Origin of the sequence: Sphingobacterium alkalisoli, from assembly GCF_005049105.1 — a bacterium.
Taxonomy (GTDB): Bacteria; Bacteroidota; Bacteroidia; order Sphingobacteriales; family Sphingobacteriaceae; genus Sphingobacterium; species Sphingobacterium alkalisoli.
In genome coordinates this window covers 377,155-398,324 of record NZ_SUKA01000003.1, presented here as the reverse complement: position 1 = coordinate 398,324, position 21,170 = coordinate 377,155, and the positions used below count along the sequence as shown (strand labels likewise).

Sequence of the window (21,170 nt, the reverse complement as noted above, 5' to 3'; positions counted from 1 at the left end):
AATGAAGGTAACAAATATAATGCGCCTAACCATGGCTCTCTTTGTCTGCATGTCGTCTTGCGAGACAATAGATATACCTAAGATCGACGAGGTAAACAATTACAATCTCGTGTATATGCCTGCGGCGGTTAGCCCGGTCGTAAAAGGATTTACGTATAAAGATACGATTTATAAAATGACCTATGGTGCAGGATTCGGCGGTGGCGAGCAATATCCTTCGGAAGAAATAGTAGTTAATTTCGAAGTACATCCGGACTCGGTGGTAGCCTACAATCAGGTAAATGATACTCAATATGAGATTCTGCCTCCTGAATGCTATGAATTAACAACATTGGCAGCTACGATAGCACCCAATACGGTGTCGACAGAACCGTTGTCTATTTTAATAAATCCGTCTAAAGGTATGGAATTGTTCAAAACGTATCTTTTACCTGTTTCCATCCGTACGATAAGCGGCAACGCCCAGATCAATCGCAGTTTGGCTACGGCGTATTATCTAGTCACAGCATCACTCAACCTAGCTGATTTTGATGATTTCGACCGCAGTAATTGGACTATTAGCGACATGTCTTCTGAGGAAGAGACTGGTGAGGGGCCGAATAATGGCCGAGCTATCTTCGTCTTGGATGACGATTTTTCCAGCTTCTGGCATACCCGCTGGAATGGTGGTAATGCACCGCCACCTCATTATCTGGCCGTCGATATGGGGGAGTTAAAGACACTTCGTGGGATCAGCATTGTTGGTAGACCAGGTTCCAATTCAGGACGACCCGAAGTTATCCTCGTAGAAGTGCGTACACAGCCAGATGAGGAATGGACCGTAGTGGGGAATGTATCGTTTAGCAATGTAAGTGATATACAGCGCCAATTTTTCAATACATCTTACGACGCACGACAGGTCAAAATTACGATCGTCAAGAATTTCAATAATATGCCGTTCACACATTTGGCCAATCTGAATTTATTTTAAACATTATTTATTTTAGAAAGCAATGAATTTAAAAGCTAAATTTTGGGGAACACTCCTTCTACTATGTATGACCATATCATGTAGTAAAAATGCCGTATCTCAAGATGAGACGAAAACGGAAGAAGAACAACAGGAGGAGAATGCACCTCCGGAAACCATACAAGAATTTTGGCTGGAACACCGCCAGTTAGTCTCCCGTGTATATTATGATGATTCTATCGCGATCTATTATGATAATGACATGCCACGAAGCATATCGTGGATAGCGCCTTATACAAAGAAAGTGTGGAGCTATGTCGTTCAAACCTATGGAGATTTGCATGGCAACGCAAAGGACAGACGGCTTTATGGGATTTTTCATAAAAACAAATATGGAGGAGGCCATCCGTTCTTCTACGACAATCCCGACCATGGTTATATAAGCGGAATTGATATAGGCTCTTCAGGAAACGATGCCTGGGTCAACGCCGAAGGATGGAATACGGATATCATTGCGCATGAGATTATCCACCATATTGAATTCGTATCGCACGGTAAGAGCGGATCGCCCTCTCGAAAATGGTGGGGAGATAGCAAGATAGCCGAAATCATTAACTATGATATCTACATGAATATCGGTATGCCCGAGGAAGCGGCACGTATTTACAACAATGATATTAACAAAACGGAAAATTTCCCCAGTGAAGGAACAGCCTGGTTGAAAAACTGGTTCTGGCCGATTTATTCCAACCACGGAAAAACCGAAGTGTTGCAGCGTTATTTTAAATTATTGTCCGATCACTTCCCGCAAAATTCGAGTGGCACCTATACGCGCGATATGAGTTTTGGTGAGTTTATTCATTTTTGGAGTGGTGCTGCAAAAGTGAATTTGAAAAATCAGGCAGTCATTGCGTTTGGATGGAACGATAATTGGGAACGTGAGTGGAAGCAGGCGCAAAGCCAATTTCCAAATGTCGGTTACACCTATTAATCCGACCTAGGCTAAGGTTTAAGCAAGGAGCTATACAATATGAGCCTGTTCTAAAAATAAATTTAGAGCAGGCTCATTACCATACAGATAGTTTATAATTTATAAGAATGAATAAGAAATATACTCTTTTTTTAATCTTGGTTTTCCTAACCAATATCCCAGCCCTTTTTGCCCAAGACATTGATCCGGATGCACTATACAAAATTGTAAGTCCGTCCGGTTTTGTGCTAGACAATCAAGGTAGTTTCGAAGATAATGCAACGGTTATCCTCCGTCAAAATCAAAAAGAAAGCAACGGCCAGCTGTGGCGAATCAAGCCTATAGGCAACGGCTTATATTCCTTTACAAACCCCTTCACAGACAAGAGTCTTGATAACGGCAATATTCATAACGGCAATGGGAATCCGATTATTCAGTGGGGAGCGGAACTAAATAACCGTAACCAACACTGGAAAATTCAGGTTACCGGAACAGGAGCAGTACAAATTCAAAGCGCTACAAATGGAATGTCATTAGGCATACAGGAAGATAAGGGAGGCGAGCAGGTGTATCAATTGCCCAACAGTTTTCAGGTTTGGAGGTTAGTACAAGATGAGGCAAAGTTGCCGACAGATTTTGTGCTGCGAGGCGAAGAGGATTGGCAGAATGAAACCGTATTTGGAATCAATAAGCTGCCCGGACATGCCACATTCGTGCCCTATTCCAGCACGACAGAATTGCAACAAGATGCCTACTATGAAAAGCCATGGTTAGCACCTAATTCTGGGTTATACCAATCCCTAAATGGTGAATGGAAATTTAATTGGGTAAAACAACCGGATGATCGTCCCAAAGATTTCTATCAGGTCGGATATGACGTCTCTAAATGGCAGCATATCAACGTGCCATCGTGTTGGGAAATGCAAGGATATGGCACTCCGTTATATACCAATATTACGTATCCATTTGCGAATAGACCGCCATTTATTCAGGTAAAAAAAGGTTGGACTATCGAAAAAGAACCTAATCCGGTCGGATCCTATCGCAGGGAATTTACCATTCCCGATGCATGGGAAGGGCAAGAAGTTATTTTGCACTTCGATGGGGTGTATAGTGGGTTTTATGTTTGGGTAAATGGACATAAAATTGGCTATAGCGAAGGGGCGAACAATGTAACGGAATTTAATATTACCTCCGCCTTGCGAAAGGGGAAAAATATGGTCGCGGTAGAAGTGTACAAGTGGACAGATGGCAGTTATCTGGAAGACCAGGATATGTTTCGGTTTGCGGGCATTCACCGTGATGTATTCCTTTATGCGCTGCCTAAAGTTCACCTTTATGACTATCAATTTAAGGTAGAATTTCCGGAGGAGAATATGTCAAAGAGTAAGTTCGTATTGCATGCGGACGTTAAGAATAGCAGCAGCCGTGCTTCAAAAGGAAACAAACTTGTACTGACTTTACTTGATCCCGACAGTCGGCTGGTTACCACGATTGATAAAGAGATAGCTGTAGGCAAAGGGGCGAGCCAATCGTTGGATATGATAGGTGAATTAATGAATCCCAGCCTATGGTCGGCAGAAAAACCAAACTTGTATACCTTAATTTTGGCATTAAAAAATAGTAAAGGTGAAGAAACGCAGGTAATTTCTTCGAAGGTTGGCTTTCGGAAAATCGCGATTAGAGATAAGCGGGTATTTATCAACGGAAAGCAAGTGTTTTTTAAGGGTGTGAATAGACATGATACGCATCCGGAATTTGGTAAGACAATTCCTGTAGCATCCATGATAAAGGATATTGTCATGATGAAGCAGCATAATATCAATATGCTCCGTACAAGCCATTATCCGAATAGTCCTCAAATGTATGCATTATTAGATTTTTACGGATTATATGTCATGGATGAGGCCGATGTGGAAAACCATGGGAACCACAGTATTTCCGACAAAGAGAGTTGGCGGGATGCCTATATAGACCGTATGGAGCGAATGGTATTAAGAGATCGTAACCACCCGTCCATAATCTTTTGGTCTATGGGTAATGAAAGTGGTAATGGACGAAACTTTGAGGCTATGTACAAAAGAACAAAAGAACTCGATCCAAATAGACCGATACACTATGAAGGGCATAACGAAGTTGCCGATATCGATTCCCATATGTATCCGTCTATGGAGCGTATGGAAAGATTTGATCAAATGAATAGTAGAAGACCTTATTTTTTGTGTGAATATGCACATTCCATGGGCAATAGCCCTGGCAATCTGAAGGAGTATTGGGATTATATCGAAAATAATTCCCAGCGGATGATCGGCGGATGTATCTGGGATTGGGCAGATCAAGCACATGTCAAAATTGGCGAGCCAAAAAATCATTATTATTACGGAGGCGGTTTCGGGGAAGTACCCACGGATGGAGATTTTTCGAGCAACGGCCTCACTACACCCGATCGGCGCGTAACGGCAAAGCTTATCGAGGTGAAAAAGGTATATCAGTATGTAAAGATCATTCCCTATGCACTGCACGCGAACAAAATTATCTTACATAATACATATGATTTCACCAATCTGAATGAATTCGAACTGCGCTGGCAGGTCAATAGAGAGGGGGTGGTGGTGCAAGACGGGATAATAGAAGCATTGGATCTCGATCCGGATCAAAAGCAGATACTAACGATACCCCTTGATAGGAAGTTCGATTTGGGAAAGGAATATCATTTGAATGTATATGTTACGTTGAAAGAGGACAATATTTGGGAGAAAAAGGGGTATGTCGTGGCCTCCGAGCAATTTCAACTGACAGCAAGAAGTCCTATTGCGCCAATAGAAATGGATAAAATAGGTACCCTTCATGTGTACGAAATCAATAACGAACTGCATGCCGAAGGGGATAACTTTTCGGTTAGATTTGATAGCAGATCGGGACAGATGACTTCATTAGTATACGGTGGCAAAGAGATCCTCAAAGACAAGGGGGGATTTCAATTTAACTGGTATAGAAGCGTCAATAATGATAAGTATACGGATCAGAATTATTACCCGACGACATTCTTGGCCCCTTTAACCAATTACCAACTGGATAATACCAAGAAGTCTTTGGTAGTCATGCAGACCAGTACGGCCGTTATACATGCCCAGAAAGAAATCCAGGTGCCTCACACCATCAAGTATACGATAGTTGCTGATGGAACAATTGATGTGGATAGCTATTTTATTTTGCCGAACAATTCGGATATCATCCACCGCTTAGGCCTTCAGGTGTTATTAGATCAATCTTTGGATCAAATTGAATATTTTGGACATGGACCTCATGAGAATTATACAGATCGTTTGGCCTCCTCATTCGTTGGAAAATATGAAACTTCTGCAATCGGAATGGAGGAGGAACACTATATACGTGCTCAAAGTTTGGGGAATAGGGAAGGTGTTAGGTGGCTTACGATGAAGAACAAACGAAATCAGGGGATCAGAATAATATCGAAAGATCGCTTGTCGTTTAGCGCATTGCACTTTTCGGATGCAGATGTCTGGGCAGCGAAGTATGATTTTTTACTCCCGTCTATTCGCAAAGACAAGATTTATTTAAATCTAGATGCCGTACAACAAGGACTTGGGAATGCGAGCTGTGGTCCGTTACCTTTACAAAAGTATATGATTCCTGTGGAAATCCCTACTTTTTATTCCTTTAGGTTGCAACCAATAGGTTGGTAGTTTTGCTGATTGAGAAAGCACGATTATTTTATTTAAAACAAAATGCCTACGTTTTTGTCGATACATATAAATACGATTATGACATCAAACATTAATTTAAACAATATGCAGTTGGAAGACTTGCAAAAGGAGGTCAGTATCCCTAAAACTGTAGAGGATCAAGTGGAAGAAACTTGGTTTGTTAAGTCTGGAGATGATATTATTGGGGTAGGTCTTTTTCTTCCTGAAAGTGACAACTGTGTACTTGCTATCATTGGTGAAAGCTACGAGGCAAAGATTGTATTGGGGACATATTCAACTAGCGATCAGCAATATGAGTCGGTGTATCAAGGTCTAGATATTGCATTTCAAGGATATTTACGATCTATTAAGGGCGATACCGTTATAGAAGGTCCAGAAGGCCCAGATGAAAACCCGTATTAGAACCGAAAAGCTTTTTGGTTGCTGATAAGCATCTATATAAAAAAGGCCTGCACTCCTGCAGGCCTTACATCAAAACAAAAATACCCAGTTTTAGAGGTATGTCGTTACCACTTTGCTTACCTGCCATCCATCCTTGGTTTGGCAAAGTGTGATGTGGTCTACACGGGTGAAGTCAGCGAATTCCATGGTTGCCTTTGCAATACACGAGTTACCACTTTCATCCAATATCTGATAGGTCGTTTTGCAGTCGTATTGTAATCCTTTATTTTCTTTAAGAAATTTGGTGTAATCTTTTTTGTTGTGCTTACTATCGTTTACCGTATTATAGCATTCGACATCTTTAGCAAATAAATGCTCGTTATACTGTGTGTTACCCAGTGCAGCTGCATCTAGATACACGGCGATAATACCTTTGCTGTTCATGTTTTTTAGCGGGTTAGCTTTCTCGGCTGCAAACGAGTTGAATGTTGAGATCAAGAGGAATGTTGTTGCGATTGTAGTGAAGATAGATGTTTTCATTTTTATGTTTTTAAACTTGTTATGTCGTATTATTAAATCAAAAGTAGGAGAGAACTCGGGGTTAGCAAAGGGCAACTAGACCAATAGCTATAATTAGTCGGCGAATGCGGGAAAATAATCGATGAAAATATTTGATGCTATTTATGAGGTCATTCATATGCGCAAGACGCAAAAAATCGACTTAGGGTTGCACGATCTGGGGTAGGAGTACTATAAAAATCAACTAATCTACAAGTATACCACGAAAACAAAACCCATAATAATAAATCAATTTTGTAGATTAGCCCCAGATAAATAGCACATTAATTATGTATTTACTTCACGGAAAACTAATAGCAAAGGAGGGGCAGGCGAAAGCGCTTGCAGATATTCTATTGGAGGCATCGCAACTTGTATCGACTGTAGCGGGATGCAAATTATATGTAATAGGTAAAGATGAAGACGACTTAAACGCGGTTTATATAACTGAAATTTGGAATAATAAAGAAGATCATGACAATTCGCTTAAAGTCGGAGGTGTCAGGGAATTAATTGTGAAGGCGATGCCCCTCTTAGATGGGCCGCCAAAAAAAGGTCAGGAGCTCCAAATCTTAGGAGGGGCAGGGATTTAAAAAAAGCACAGTTATTCTTAGTATTGTACTTTAGGCTTTCCGTTTTCACAGATTACGCCCTTAGCGGGCTTAGCGTTTTCGGTAGAGCAGTCAAGGCTTGTATCCCTATGTCTTTTGGCGGCATACAGGTAATTATATTGTTCTATTTTGTGAAAAAATTCGCCAAAATTAGCAGTCTGCGTGTAGACAATGGGAACAAATTCACAGTCTTTACGTACGGTATATACCTGCCACTTGCTGGCATCGTCGCAAGCAACGTTGCTGAAGAATTCCGTTATTTCTGTAAAGAGCTGATCGAGGTGTTCGTCTATTTCGACTAAACCTAGATCTAGGGCACTTGCCACCTTTATCTTGCCATCAATACAGCGCAAACCAAAATGGGGAGGACGGCTTACCGGACTGGTGTCGTACCGCTCAGGATTTTTGTATACTTTATTTGCTCTTGTCTGAAGATCTAGGGCTTCCGCAACAAGTTTATCATAAGCTTCTTCGAAGCGTGCATGTATGGGCACATAGGTGCTATAAAGCGTATCTATCCGCCATTCGTCGAGATTAGCACAGGGATGATCTTGCGTTAATTTTATGGCCTCTTGAATTTTGAGTTGGGCAAGTTGTGAAAGCTCCTCATAAGACTCTCCCTCTTTTTTGCAGCCTGAAAATAAAAAAATAAAAAGCACGGTAACGGAAAACAATGTTTTTCTTTGTGTCATAATATAGAATTTAAGGTTATAACGATCGTCGACAGAAGTTTGCTACAATTTTGATAGTTGTAGAGTCGTATTTTTAATCCTAGAGATGATAGACAATTTTATCTGTGGTGTTGATCGAAGCGGATGACGTAATTAATTTTAATTAGATGGCATTTAAATTTATAAAAATAGGGTTTGTTTTAGTACTCTGGATATTCGTTCGTTGCGAATCGCGAACTGAATCGCAATCGACCGCTTATGACGGACGAAATTTTGAACAGTCTATGCACGCAGATCCGGACATTTTTCAGGTGACAAAGACTATAGATGGTGATACCTTTTGGGTACTGAACCACACGGGTAAAAAAATTAAAGTGAGGCTCATCGGTATTGATGCGCCCGAGACAAGAGACGTATTTAAGAAAAAGAAACATCCGTTGGGACAAGTAGCGAAAGATTACCTTGACAATATGTTAAAGCAAAATCCCTATATAAAGCTGACGTTTGATGTAGACTCACTTGATCAATACGGTCGCAGCTTGGCCTACGCTTATTTAAGTGACGGTACTATGATCAACGAACAATTAATAAAATACGGTTATGCGGTATTAATGACCATACCTCCAAATATCAAATTCGAAAAGACATTTTCTGAGGCTCAAAATATAGCCAGGGAAAATAAAATGGGTATTTGGAAATATAGCGTATCAGAATAACTAGTTTTTTACGTCTTCATCGTCATCCGTTTTATACTGTGTCTCAGTGGAGGGATGAGTCAACGTTGAAGTTTTCACGAAGGCGAGTTGAGGTTCAACTTTAGAAGTATGCGGTACAACGAAGGTCCCCTTCACGCGCGTAGATTTGAATAAGTAGAGCGACCATATTATGGCGAAGAAAATACCTCGAACCATTTCCGTAGATTCAATATGCTGCGCGATTTTATTATTAAATATAGCTAGCGAAACGAATATATCCAAGAGGATAGCCAGCACCTGTAACATCAATAAAGCAAAAAGAGTTTGCGGAAAAATATCCCGCTTTTTGATCAATAAATAGAAACAATACGCCGATAGGAACATGATCATGGTGTTAGCTATAAACTCAGCAATTAGAAACATACCATATACAAATGGTGAAACACCCACGTTGTAACTTAAGCTAGCCCATACCTGTTCGCTAAAAGAAAGGGGTATCATTACACTAAAAAATATTCGGATCGGGCTCACAAACAACGCGATGGCTAGTAGAATTAGCCATCCTCCGATATCATTATATTCTGCTTCATCGTACAGTGGAATGAGCGATGACGCCTTTCGTGCATGATAATACCGGAATGTTGTCCAAGTGAACAAGACGAGTAGACAGATAAATCCGAAAACTGACCACCAATTCAATTGGTTATGTGTATTGGATCCGGTTACAAAACCATCGTTATCCAAAAAAATAGCAGCACTAAAAATGCTGTTTTTGTCGGAGAAATCGGTGATGTACTCTTGAATTCCTACATCTTTAACATAGGTATCATGAAAACCTAATCGAAAAGCAATCTTGATCGTATCTTTGCTTGTCGTGACGGTCTTTCCATAGTAATAGCTTTCTCTTGCGGTAAAGCTATTCTCACGCATAGTAGGTATGTTTACGCCCTCCGGGTTGATAATATAGACATCATGTTCTATGGCCAGGGGATAGCTCAAGGCGATAGGTGCTACACGCGATTCCATAACATCAGGAAGCAATGAACTTAAGTTAGGCGCATATACGGATACGGCATTTCTGTTTGTCGTCAGATCCAGCTCCGATATTTTTTTAATGGAATAGGATTCCTTAACCTGAAAAATGTTACCAGCCATATCGTCTTCGTACGTTAAAGTCGACTGTTTTGTAGTCTGTTTGTAAAGTCGTTGATAGTACTCCAAATAAGATTTCTCAATTTGATTCTTAGCATTCTGTTTAAAATAACTACGAATATTATCGGCATCAGATCCTGTATAGATAGTTAAAACATCTAGAATGGCCGCACCATCTTTCTGCAAGTGAAATCGTTCTTCAACACGTGTGTTTCCAGCTACAATTTTCTCCGTATCATACATCGTTGCTCCTGGCTTTGCCCACAAAACTTTTCCATAGAACGGAAAGTATCGATCACGTAACGCCCCTCCTTGGTCCGTAATAGTGGGGTCAATAAATTGCCCGCGTCCATCCACGCTAAAATAGACAACCATATGGTTGAATGCAGCAGGCGAGGGAAGGTACTCGTCCAGGTTATATTCTTCTAAAGAATTCACCAAAGCTAGTTCGCTGTCGATCCCCTTATATTTAAGCATGGAAGCCAGCAAGACCGATTTATCCTTACAATCGCCGTAACGTTGCGCAAATACTTTTTCTGGACTGTTTGCCCGATGGGAATATTCGCCAACCTCTATTCCCATGTATCGGATCTCATTTTGTACAAAATCGGTAATCTGTCTCGCATATTCCATCGAATCGCCCTTTGCTTTTTGCCAAAGGTCCTCTGCAAACTGTTGTAGCTTCCCAGGCTTTACCAATGCCGGAATGGGATTGACATCAGAAGCCCACTTTCCCACGTCCGACCATTTCTCAAATTCCGAACATTCTATACGTTGCTTTGTCGTATGCCAGAGCGGAGTATTTGGCTCGTACTCCGTCTTATCTGTACCAGCAATATCCCAATAATAGGCAGTAGCTAAGCCATGATCGTGCTGGGTAGGTGCGGTAGCACCCATAAATGTTTTGAAGTTGAGCTTACGCCCTTTAGGCACAATATAGTTGACATGGAGCAGCCCTGTAGGTTCGAATCCCTGCAATGTATAACTGTCGAAGAATTTTTCGCCAAATACGGGATTGAAGCCTTTCACGGAGTAGGATAATACAATCTTGTCGTCTTTTCTTAAATCTTCTAGGAGTAAGTAAGCGGAATAGGTTCCGTTGTAAATCGATCGCGAAAGCTCAGTTTCATAGGGCATGAGTTCGAATTTACTCATGTTTAGGCGATCCAGTCGCTTTCCATCACGCAATAGATAAAGCTCGTGTAAGATTAGTGTTTGATATTTGGGTTCGAAATTGATATATATCTGACCCGCGTTTTCTGCTCCCGCATTTTCTGTTAATACTTTTACAGTGCGTGAAAAGCGGGTTTGAGCAGCTAGGTTGACCTGATAGTCGATGCTTTCGAAATAATAGCCATCACTGATATCTTCCAAATTGGGTATTTTTGGCTGCTTTTGAGATAAGCGTACCCAAGCTGGGACAGTTGTTTTTGTCAATTGTGGGGATGCTGCGTAGCTGATCAATTGTAGGCAAAACAAAAAAAGCGTCAGGCAAAAAGTCCTTCTTAATTTCATGTAGTTAATAATCTTGAACGAAGATAATAATAAGTTGAAATATTTGGAAACGCAATTATGCAGTTCTCGTTAAGAAAGTTTAGATCTAGTTGGCTCTACTTTTGATTTCTTTGCTGCTTTCTTCTAGGTTCTTATCTTCAATTTTTTTACCTCTTGAAATCATATAGCTAAGCGAGATACCGAATACCTGCGTCGGTCTTTTCTGATAAAAGTTTATAAATGTTCCATTTCTTGCTGTCCATTCCCTTTCCCGGGATGTATTGAAGATATCGTTCCAATGCAGGCTAACTTTTCCTTTATCCTTTGCGATCCTTTTTGATAGTGTTAAAGAAGAGTAGAATTGATTTGCAAATTTGGTGTTCGCTGAAATAGTCGGTGAGACGTATCCTAAATATAACGAGCTATCAAGCCATTTTTTGATTTTGAAGGATTGAAAGACACTTGCTTCCCAAGTCTGTTGCGACAAGTCGTTGCCATCAATTTCAAAATTTGTTTTGTACCAAGCTGTGTTGAATTGTCCCGACCACCAGGCATAAATTTTCCAAGGTGTAAAGAAATTAGCTCCGTAATCTATGCTATAACCAAAGTTTCTAGATTGATAGGCCAGTATTTTATTATCTATGGTTTCGGTGAACAAGGCAATTTTGTCTTTGTTGTACGCAAAATAGAGATCTGCTGCAGCACCATTTTTGAATTGAAAACCACTCTGTACCCGATGCGTGAATTCTGGCGTCAATTCGGCATTTCCCTGCAATAGGATGAAGTCATCGATCTGCAAGGTATACGGATTTAGATCTCTAAAAGAGGGTCTCCGGATGCGTTTTGCATAGTTCAAAAAGAGAGCATTCTTGCTATCACCTAATTCGTGCAACAGAAAAATAGATGGAAAAAAATTGAGGTAATTCTGCGGAACCCGCTCACCCAAAGTAATAGATAGTGCATTTACATCGGTGTATTCTGCCCGAAGGCCCGCCTTCACCGATGATTTGTTTCTTTTGTAATTGATTGCTGCATACCCCATGAAGAGTCTTTCGTTATATGTAAACTCGTTACTCAGTCCTTCATCTTTTATCCAGATATTCCCAATTAAGTTGTTACGTAGTACCTCATTATTTCGTTCCGTACTAATAAATTTTAATCCCGCGAGCCAATTCAACCCTGAGGCATAATATTGTGTCCAATCGGATTGAATACTGAATATTTTAGTGTTACTGGGGGAGTAATTGACATACTGTTGATTTTCGCCCGTATTAAAATCTGTTAATACGTAATTGTTTTCTTCCCGATGGTTATTGGACACGAAATCTGTTAACAGTTTTAATGACGAACCTAATGAATCACGTTTCCAGTTGTAGTTCAACGTCGAGCTGAACTGAGTTGGATTAGTCAGCCAGTTATTCGAGGTCTGTTTATAAAGTGTGTCATCTGCTGTAAGATGCGTGTTATCAGTGTAAAAGTCTTGATCCGTGTTATTTTTATTAATGAGCGCCTGAAACCCCAAGCTCTGGTTATCTCGGATGTCATAAATGGTTGTCAATCGCGCATTGTAGCTTTTACTTTCTCGAAAGCGATCTGTTATGCTATGATATGTGCTGTTGTCTACATACGTCACATCGTTTGTCGCCATGATGTATTCATCGTTTCTTAAATAACCGAGCACACCGGTCAAGTAAAAATTGGATTTCTTAAAATCCATAATTGTCCCCACGTTGTAATAAGGATCCTTAACTTGTTGGAGGTATCGAGCCATTAAGTTTGCCCTGAATCCATCTAAGCCGTTTTTTCGAAGGACAATACGAATGATGCCCGCGGTACCAGCCGCTTCATACTCGGCCGCGGGATTGGGAATGATTTCAATTTTACTGATGTTTTCCGAAGGTAGGCTGCGTAGGTATTCGGCCAGTTGTTCGGACGACATCCGTTGTACGATATCATTTATCATAACCTGTACACCCTGATTGCCTCGAATACGAATATTACCGTTTGGATCCACCCAAAGCCCAGGAGAACGCTGTAAAATCTCCAAAGTAGAAAGTCCGCTTTCTAAAGAGGAACCTTCCACATTGACAATAAAGCGATCCGCCACCCGTTCAAAAGGTTGCTTGAAAGCTTTAACAGCCACTGTCTTTATTTGTATTTGTGATACGGATAGTACAATAAGACGTAGCGGTTTATCATCAGGATATATAAAACGGATGGTTTTGGGCATATGACTCATTGAGGAAATCTGGATCGTATACATTGTGGCTGGCTTGAGTAGTTCTTTCAGCACAAAGCTCCCATCTTGTGCGGTACTGGAAACAGAAATTAGTCGGTCTCCCTGAAAAAGTCTAAGGGAAGCGAACTCGACAGCCACACCTGTCGAATCCGTAACGCGACCAGAAATTTCCGCCCTTGGTTGTTGCAGCACATTAACAGGATAAATAGCTATTACCTTATCATCAATGTTTTTATAGGTCAATCCGGCCTGCTTTAAACTCTGATCTAAAAGGAGACGGAAATCTATCTCTTCCGCGGCACTATTGTATTTCATGTCATCTGTAACCACTTCATTGCTGTAGAATATAATGATGCCGGTTTGCATCTGAATCATTTCTAGTATCTCCTTCAAAGTAAACGTGCCCTTCGCTAGCTGAACCGACTTTTGCTGTCCAAAGCAACAAAATAATGCGCAAGATAAAACCACTAATATGATAGCTCTTTTCATCGATATTACCTGATTATTACCATTGAATCTTGGCGTTCATATTCAAAAGGATATGTTGCTTTTAACGCATCCAAGAACTCCTCCAAAGACATCTTATATAATACACCACTGAAACGCTTTCGTTGTAGTTCTTTATTCTCAAAAAAGATCGTTACAGTGTATATTTCTTGTATTTTTTTGGCTAAATCAATAAACCGTTGATTTTTAAATACAATACTATCCCGAAACTGGTTTTGGTTGTTAATGCGCTCAATTTCCGATAACTGACTTACTTTCACATCGCTGATATGTTGATTTTCAGATTTCCATGTCACTTTCTGGTTGGGTAAGATTTTTAAGGTCTTTTCAGACGAGTCCGCTGGTTTTAATATTACTTCACCATTGAATAAGGTAAGTTCATTTTGGTCTAACAGCGTATCTTGTATGATATCAAAAGAAGTTCCTGTCACGACCACTTCCCAATTATTTAGGTGGATGCGCATGGGAATGTCTGGATTCTTCACTACATCAAATCTAGCATTACCTACTAACTTGGCCTCCCGCTGCTGTTGTCCAAAGTCAGTGTTGACGAAAAGAGTGGCATTTCTATCCAAGGTGACTATTGTACCATCCACCATCGAAACGAGTGATTTGTTTTTCCCGCTGGCCATTTCTGTAAAAGAAGTCACATCTACAATAGTCGAATTGTGCTCTTCCTTACTGCTATACCAGATCACAAATAATAGCAAAGCGGCCACAGCACCCAATCTGACAATTTTACCTATAATTGACGTTTTCCTTATTAGTTTCTTTTGCGGCAACGAAGATTCACCGAGTTTCATCCAAATTTTTTGCAGATTTGCCTGTTGCGCCTGGCTGACCACACTATCGCTTTGATTAACATATGCCCTAAGACGATCTGCTACAGGTTTGTAATCCGCATGTCGATGAAGATATAGGTCATAATCGATCTGTTCCTGTCGATCCAGACCAGTTGATATCTTTTTTGAAAGTAATGCTAAAAAATCTTCTTTGTTCATAACCAATATTTTTTTGAGCCGTTTAGATAAATAAGAATAGTAGGCGGCTATTCCTTTTCTTCTGCGTAGGATTTGTACCTAAATAGACTTCAATAAGCTGAGCCAGTTGTTTTACTGCTTTATAAAGTTGGTTTTCTACCGTTCTGGTGGAAATGTTCAATAGTTCAGCCACGTCCTTGTGTTTTAAACCTTGATCCTTGACAAGTCTGAAGATAATTTTGCGTTGCGCTGGTAATGCTTCAACCATGGCATCTAGTAACTTAAATAATTCCTTGGTCTCCATGATATCCGCTGGACTGTCAAAGAAGCTGACTGCTAAATCGTTAGATTCTAATTCTACTGTTCGTGGTAAATTGCTTTTATCCTTTCGGATCTTGTTTAAGCAAATATTCTTCAACGCCTTGAAAATGTACGTTTTGGGGTGTTGGACAGTAGGTAGATTAGTGCGTCCGGTCCAAAGCTTCATGAACACATCCGAAGTTGCTTCTTCGGCCAGCTCCTCCGATTTTAGAATAACAAAAGCGTATTGCTTTAAGGTGTGAAAGGAACTTTGATGTAACCGAGCGAATGCGTTTCGATCATCATTTGCAATCGCTTCAAAAAGCTCCTTTATATCTAAATCGTTTATATTCATGTTGCCACCGTTCTTATTTAACTTCGCTTTTAAGTTCTTCCATTGCCAATCTAATCTTTTGGTGTTTTTCGATTAATTGTCGTGCTTTTACGCTAGTACAGCCAGCTTCTTCTACTAGAATACGCACGGCCCTATTTCTAAGCTTATCGTTGCTTAATTGCATGTCGACCATTTTATTTCCCAGCACTTTGCCCATGCGGATCATAGCCGCAGTGCTTATCATATTCAATACCATCTTCTGTGCAGTCCCCGCTTTCATACGTGTCGAACCGGTCAGAAATTCAGCACCAGTATGGATTGCTATAGGATAGGACGATACTTTTGCAATAGGTGAGTTGGCATTACAAACAATACAGCCCGTTAATATACCATTTTCTCGTGCGTATTTCAATGTACTCAATACATACGGTGTGGTGCCTGATGCCGATATACCGATCAGAAAGTCATTAGAATTTATCTGTAAATGTGTTAAGGTTTTCCAACCGTCGTCCATGTCATCTTCGGCATTTTCAACGGCGTTGCGTATTGCTTGGTCTCCGCCTGCAATGATACCCTGTATTATTTCGCTGTCCACGCCAAAGGTCGGCGGACATTCGGAGGCATCTAAAATTCCTAGTCGACCACTAGTACCCGCTCCGACATAAAATAATCGTCCACCTCGTGCTAACTTATACACAAGATTGTCAACAAGACTATGTATAGCCGTAATGCAATTTGCGACGGCTATTGCGACAGTCTGATCTTCTTGATTAATTGCTTTCAATATATCTTCTGTAGATAGTAAATCTAGATTGCTGTAAGCAGATTCTTGTTCGGTATGTAATATCATATGCCTGTTTAAATCTAAAGACACCTATTTCAAGCTAACTACTTACTCCGTTTCGAAATAAATTTTGCTCACTACTTACAACAATCTTTATAATTTGTTGTCGACTAGATTCGTAGTTAGTAGCTTATCACCCTGGGTGAGAGGTTCTACCAGGAAATTAAAAATGAGCCGTATGATCTTCAAGCCTAAGTTTTTCAGTTTCCGGATGTTCATTTCATTTTTTTCTTTTTGAACGGTCGTACTCAAAATTACCCGTAACGATTGGTAATGCAAAATTAAGACAGCAAAGTTAGGTTCGTTAAAAATGTAAGATCCCGTAGCGGGGAGCAACGGGATCTTACCAAACCAATTATTAACCTAAATTATGAAATTACTTATATAACGCATAATCAGTCCGGATATTATGTGGGTTAAAAAATGGGGACAATATTTGGTTGTTCGGAATTTCCAACCGACCACTTAAGCCTACGATAATGATATTATTGTGATATTTCGAGCCAAAAAAGCGATTATTATATCGTAAATTTAGCGTAAGAAATTGAGATCGAGCTCTCATCACCCTTAAATAAAGTATAGATTAGATGAAAAATGCGGAGAGAAATAGAGGATTTGTCTTTAAACAGTATGAAGAGTCCTTTCAGGCACCTTTTGATAAGTTGTTTGAAATTTTCATGGAACTCATCACCCATACTGCCGGTGACTTTGATGAAGCTGTCGATTGGTTACGGCAGTTGGACAAAGAGTTTAAGTTAACTACCCCCGAATATACTGTGGACGACTTTATAGAAGATTTAAAAAATAAAGGTTATATCGTCGAGCGTCCGGATTTGGATGGAAATGGGGGAGCGGGGCTCAGCTCGAAGATGGAGAAGGCGCTGCGGCAAAATGCGTTGGAGCAGATATTCGGAAAGATGCGTAAAGGTAAATCGGGCAATCACAAAACCAAATACAGTGGCCAAAGTGATGAGAATACGGGAGATTTTAGAAGCTATCAATATGGCGATAATCTGGACAAAATTTCCATTACAGAGAGTTTAAAGAATGCACAGGTCAACCATGGGATAGGTGATTTTAGCTTATCGGAAAATGATTTAGTCGTGGAAGATACCCAATTTAAGTCGCAGATGAGCACCGTATTGATGATTGATATCAGCCATAGCATGATCTTGTACGGCGAAGACCGCATCACACCAGCCAAGAAAGTGGCTATGGCGTTGTCAGAACTGATCCTCACGCGCTATCCCAAAGATTCACTGGATGTCATTGTATTTGGTAACGATGCTTGGTCTATAGCGATCAAAGATCTACCTTACCTGCAAGTGGGACCATTTCACACCAATACCGTCGCAGGCGTACAGCTGGCTTTGGATATACTCAGACGTAAACGCCATGCAAACAAGCAAATATTTATGATTACGGATGGCAAACCAAGCTGTTTGAATATGCCAGATGGCACATACTATAAGAATCCTAATGGGTTGGATCCTATCATTACTAGTAAATGCTACAGTATCGCTGCGCAAGCCCGAAAGCTAGGGATACCGATCACCACCTTTATGATCACTTCCGATCCATATCTTCAGGAGTTTGTCGATGAATTTACAGCTTCGAACCGCGGCAAGGCTTACTATACGGGATTGGGTAACTTAGGTGAAATGATCTTTGAAGATTACGAGGACAATCGTAAAAAGAGAATACGATAAACTATTGATTTAAACAACTACAATACATGAATTATACGACGATTAAGACTTTTGGAGAGTTGAAAAGTGCAGGATATATGCCCAAAGGCATAAAAGAGGAACTGCGTAAGAATCTGATTGAGAAAATACGCAGTGGCGAAACTGTTTTTGAAGGCGTGCACGGCTATGAGGATACGGTGATTCCGGAATTAGAAAGAGCTATCCTCTCCAAGCATAACATCAATTTCTTGGGACTTCGTGGCCAGGCAAAAACACGATTGGCCAGGTTAATGGTGAATTTATTGGATGAATATGTCCCGACAGTCGAAGGTTCTGAAATTAACGACGATCCGTATAAACCTATTTCCCGTTATGCCGTCGAGTTAATGAAAGAAAAAGGTGACAGCACACCAATCAGCTGGCTTCACCGGAGCGAGCGGTTCTCCGAGAAATTAGCTACACCGGATGTAACGGTTGCCGATCTGATCGGCGACGTAGACCCTATAAAAGCGGCGAATTTGAGGCTGAGCTATGCAGATGATCGCGTGATCCATTTCGGGATGATCCCGCGGGCCAACCGGTCGATATTCGTGATCAACGAGTTACCCGATTTGCAAGCTAGAATTCAAGTGGCACTCTTTAATATACTGCAGGAAGGCGATATACAAATCCGTGGATTTAAGTTGCGATTACCTTTAGATCTACAGTTTGTCTTTACAGCCAACCCCGAAGACTACACGAATAGAGGAAGTATTGTAACACCTTTGAAAGACCGCATAGGTTCTCAGATTCTAACACATTATCCCGCTACTGTGACAGTAGCCAAAGCGATAACCGAGCAGGAAGCGGGCTTGGAAGCTGTTCAAAAGGAGCAAATCTATGTTCCCGAATTGGCACGGGATATATTGGAACAGATTAGTTTTGAAGCACGGAATAGCGAATACATCGATGTAAAAAGTGGTGTCAGTGCGCGAATGGGGATTACGGCATTTCAAAATTTGCTCAGTACTGCCGAACTGCGCATGCTGAGAAATGGAGATACGGCTACAGCGGTGCGGTTGAGTGATTTTATGGGGATCGTTCCGGCTATTACGGGAAAAGTAGAGTTGGTGTATGAAGGTGAGCAGGAAGGCGCTGCCGCTGTAGCTATACAGCTGATAGAAAGTGCGGTGAAGACATTGTTCCCAACCTTATTTCCTAAAATTGAAAAACTGGAAAAGGAAAACGAGCAATATCCTTACGACGAAATTGTGCGATGGTTCTTAAATTCAGACGGTATTCAACTACCAGATGAACTCAATGATGTAGACTATCAGCATACATTGGAGCAAGTAGATCCCATCGTTAGGGTAATACAGAAGTATCAGCCAGATACAAAAAAAGAAGATGTTTATTTTCTCAGCGAGTTTGTGTTGTGGGGATTAACCTTAAACAATAAATTGAGTAAATACAGGTTGGATAACGGACTAGAGTTTCAGGATAACTTTCAGGGATACCTGAGAAGTAATATATAGAAGCCGTCGGGTTAAGCTACAAATAAAAATCCCATACACCTTGGTATGGGATTTTAATCCTCTCTCGATCCGTCATCCGCCATACGTACAATTTTGGGTAGAAACGTGGCTACAACATCTACCAGATCGGTTTGTGCAGCCATGACCGTATGAATATCCTTATAAGCCATCGGTGCTTCGTCCATTCCTGCTCCGAGCAGCGTAATGCCATTCACTTCTAGTATGGTCTTCAGTTCTGTAGCAGAAAGGGTTTTTATGGCTTGTGTGCGGCTCATCAATCGCCCGGCACCGTGCGAAGCGGAGTGGATAGCACGTTTTTCACCTTTCCCCCGAACCAAGAATCCTGGTGTCGCCATCGAGCCAGGTATGATTCCCAGCACCCCCTTCCCGGCAGGAGTGGCCCCCTTGCGATGAACGATTACTTCTTCATCATTAAGTAGTTCCTTCCACGCGAAATTATGATGGTTTTCTACTTTAACTAATAGTTCAGCACCTAATGTCGATCGTATTTTAGCATGAATGACTTCATGGCAAGCCGAAGCATAGTCACCCGCCAAATTCATGGCTAACCAGTAAGCCTGTCCTTCAGCCTTACTTAAGTCCAAGTAGGCTAGGTTTTGTGCTTCGTAAGGTAATTTGCAGATTTCTTTGGCCAATTTTGTGTAGTGCCCAGCAATGGTAGCGCCTAATCCCCGCGATCCCGAGTGTGTAAGTAAAGCGAGGTATTTGCCTTTCGCCAGACCTAATAGTTCATCGGCTTTGGCTACTTCCATCACACCAAATTCTACAAAGTGGTTTCCTCCTCCTGAGGATCCTAGTTGCGACCATGCTTTGTCTTTCAATGATCGGATAAAGCTGTCCGACTCAAACAACGTATTGTCCAAAACCGCGTGATCTATTCTTTCGTGCCTCAAATACCCATTACCTGCGCCAAATCGCGTGCTTTTTAGGAGTATCTCTTTAAGTTTTTCTTTATGCTCATCAAGGTAAGACGCAGGCATATCAAATATAGACAATGCCATTCGGCAACCAATATCCACACCCACACCGTAAGGAATAACCGCATTTTTTGTTGCCAACACACCACCGATTGGCAAACCATACCCTTGGTGTGCATCTGGCATCAAAGCACCAGCTACCGCTACCGGCAATTTCATAGCTACATTCATTTGCTTCGTTGCACCTTCTTCGATATGTTCTTCGCCAAAGATCATGTAAGCTGCTGGTGCGTCGTTTAGTGGAATGGTCTCTGCTTCAATCGTATCCATCTTCAACAATATTTCGGCGAGAGGCCTAAAAATAGCATCCTCAGTATACGATGCCGGATCTTCGAGCACATTTTTGAAATTTTCTAGCATTTGCTCCCTGCTAAAGCCTAATCTTTTTTTGTTGATTTTCAATGCAACACCCATTGCGTGATTTTCTTTATATCCTAGGGCAATCAGATCATTGCCATTAATTCTTTTATTTTCCATTTTTTAAAGTTATTAAAGTTTTCTAACCACTTCCTAAGCAAGGAGCAACAACCTCTTTACGTTGCCCCTTGCGCCTCTTT

At 41.0% G+C, this 21,170-nt stretch carries 16 protein-coding genes; 8 read left to right on the top strand and 8 right to left on the bottom strand.

The features are described 5' to 3' along the window. Nucleotide 1: 1 nt before the first annotated feature. The 4 genes from FAZ19_RS11405 (at nt 2) to FAZ19_RS11390 (ending at nt 6,049) form a co-directional block, all read left to right on the top strand. Complete coding sequence (locus FAZ19_RS11405; RefSeq protein WP_169305637.1) at nt 2–970, top strand: BT_3987 domain-containing protein; 969 nt, start codon at nt 2–4, stop codon at nt 968–970. A 22-nt stretch (nt 971–992) separates the two neighbouring features. Continuing rightward, entirely contained in the window at nt 993–1,940 is a 948-nt protein-coding gene (locus FAZ19_RS11400; protein ID WP_136820849.1) for a hypothetical protein, read from the top strand. A gap of 107 nt (nt 1,941–2,047) precedes the next feature. Then, the gene (locus FAZ19_RS11395) at nt 2,048–5,626 is read left to right on the top strand and encodes a glycoside hydrolase family 2 TIM barrel-domain containing protein (RefSeq protein ID WP_136820848.1); all 3,579 of its coding nucleotides are present in this window, start codon (nt 2,048–2,050) and stop codon (nt 5,624–5,626) included. 78 nt (nt 5,627–5,704) lie between these two features. Next, nucleotides 5,705–6,049: a hypothetical protein gene (locus FAZ19_RS11390; protein ID WP_136820847.1), complete on the top strand. Its 345-nt coding sequence runs from the start codon at nt 5,705–5,707 to the stop codon at nt 6,047–6,049. 90 nt (nt 6,050–6,139) lie between these two features. Here the strand turns inward: FAZ19_RS11390 and FAZ19_RS11385 are convergent, their stop codons facing one another. Further along, entirely contained in the window at nt 6,140–6,568 is a 429-nt protein-coding gene (locus FAZ19_RS11385; RefSeq protein WP_136820846.1) for a nuclear transport factor 2 family protein, read from the bottom strand. Between the two features lie 308 nt (nt 6,569–6,876). On the opposite strand from FAZ19_RS11385, the gene FAZ19_RS11380 reads away from it, so the two are divergent. Next, nucleotides 6,877–7,179 (top strand): putative quinol monooxygenase, encoded by a 303-nt coding sequence (locus FAZ19_RS11380; protein WP_136820845.1) that lies wholly within the window; start codon nt 6,877–6,879, stop codon nt 7,177–7,179. 17 nt (nt 7,180–7,196) lie between these two features. On the opposite strand, the gene FAZ19_RS11375 is transcribed toward FAZ19_RS11380, so the two are convergent. Then, a complete protein-coding gene (locus FAZ19_RS11375; RefSeq protein ID WP_136820844.1) occupies nt 7,197–7,889 on the bottom strand; it encodes a hypothetical protein in 693 nt (230 codons plus the stop codon). Nucleotides 7,890–8,035: 146 nt separating this feature from the next. Here FAZ19_RS11375 and FAZ19_RS11370 point away from each other — a divergent pair, with 146 nt between their 5' ends. Then, complete coding sequence (locus FAZ19_RS11370) at nt 8,036–8,584, top strand: thermonuclease family protein (RefSeq protein ID WP_136820843.1); 549 nt, start codon at nt 8,036–8,038, stop codon at nt 8,582–8,584. On the opposite strand, the gene FAZ19_RS11365 is transcribed toward FAZ19_RS11370, so the two are convergent. The 5 genes from FAZ19_RS11365 to murQ all read right to left on the bottom strand — a co-directional run bounded on the left by FAZ19_RS11365 (nt 8,585) and on the right by murQ (nt 16,419). Beyond that, on the bottom strand, nt 8,585–11,230 hold the full coding sequence (locus FAZ19_RS11365) for a DUF3857 domain-containing protein (protein WP_136820842.1): 2,646 nt from the start codon (nt 11,228–11,230) through the stop codon (nt 8,585–8,587). Between the two features lie 85 nt (nt 11,231–11,315). After that, nucleotides 11,316–13,937, bottom strand: coding sequence for a TonB-dependent receptor (locus FAZ19_RS11360; protein WP_136820841.1), 2,622 nt, complete (start codon nt 13,935–13,937; stop codon nt 11,316–11,318). A gap of 5 nt (nt 13,938–13,942) precedes the next feature. Continuing rightward, nucleotides 13,943–14,956 (bottom strand): FecR family protein, encoded by a 1,014-nt coding sequence (locus tag FAZ19_RS11355; RefSeq protein ID WP_136820840.1) that lies wholly within the window; start codon nt 14,954–14,956, stop codon nt 13,943–13,945. Nucleotides 14,957–14,978: 22 nt separating this feature from the next. Continuing rightward, on the bottom strand, nt 14,979–15,590 hold the full coding sequence (locus FAZ19_RS11350) for an RNA polymerase sigma factor (protein WP_136820839.1): 612 nt from the start codon (nt 15,588–15,590) through the stop codon (nt 14,979–14,981). Between the two features lie 13 nt (nt 15,591–15,603). After that, nucleotides 15,604–16,419, bottom strand: coding sequence for an N-acetylmuramic acid 6-phosphate etherase (murQ, locus tag FAZ19_RS11345; RefSeq protein ID WP_136820838.1), 816 nt, complete (start codon nt 16,417–16,419; stop codon nt 15,604–15,606). A 581-nt stretch (nt 16,420–17,000) separates the two neighbouring features. Here murQ and FAZ19_RS11340 point away from each other — a divergent pair. Next, nucleotides 17,001–18,122 (top strand): vWA domain-containing protein, encoded by a 1,122-nt coding sequence (locus FAZ19_RS11340; protein ID WP_136820837.1) that lies wholly within the window; start codon nt 17,001–17,003, stop codon nt 18,120–18,122. A gap of 26 nt (nt 18,123–18,148) precedes the next feature. Next, nucleotides 18,149–19,615, top strand: a complete 1,467-nt coding sequence (locus FAZ19_RS11335; RefSeq protein WP_136820836.1) for a magnesium chelatase — start codon at nt 18,149–18,151, stop codon at nt 19,613–19,615. Nucleotides 19,616–19,668: 53 nt separating this feature from the next. On the opposite strand, the gene FAZ19_RS11330 is transcribed toward FAZ19_RS11335, so the two are convergent. Beyond that, nucleotides 19,669–21,090 (bottom strand): RtcB family protein, encoded by a 1,422-nt coding sequence (locus tag FAZ19_RS11330; RefSeq protein ID WP_136820835.1) that lies wholly within the window; start codon nt 21,088–21,090, stop codon nt 19,669–19,671. Nucleotides 21,091–21,170 lie beyond the last annotated feature (80 nt).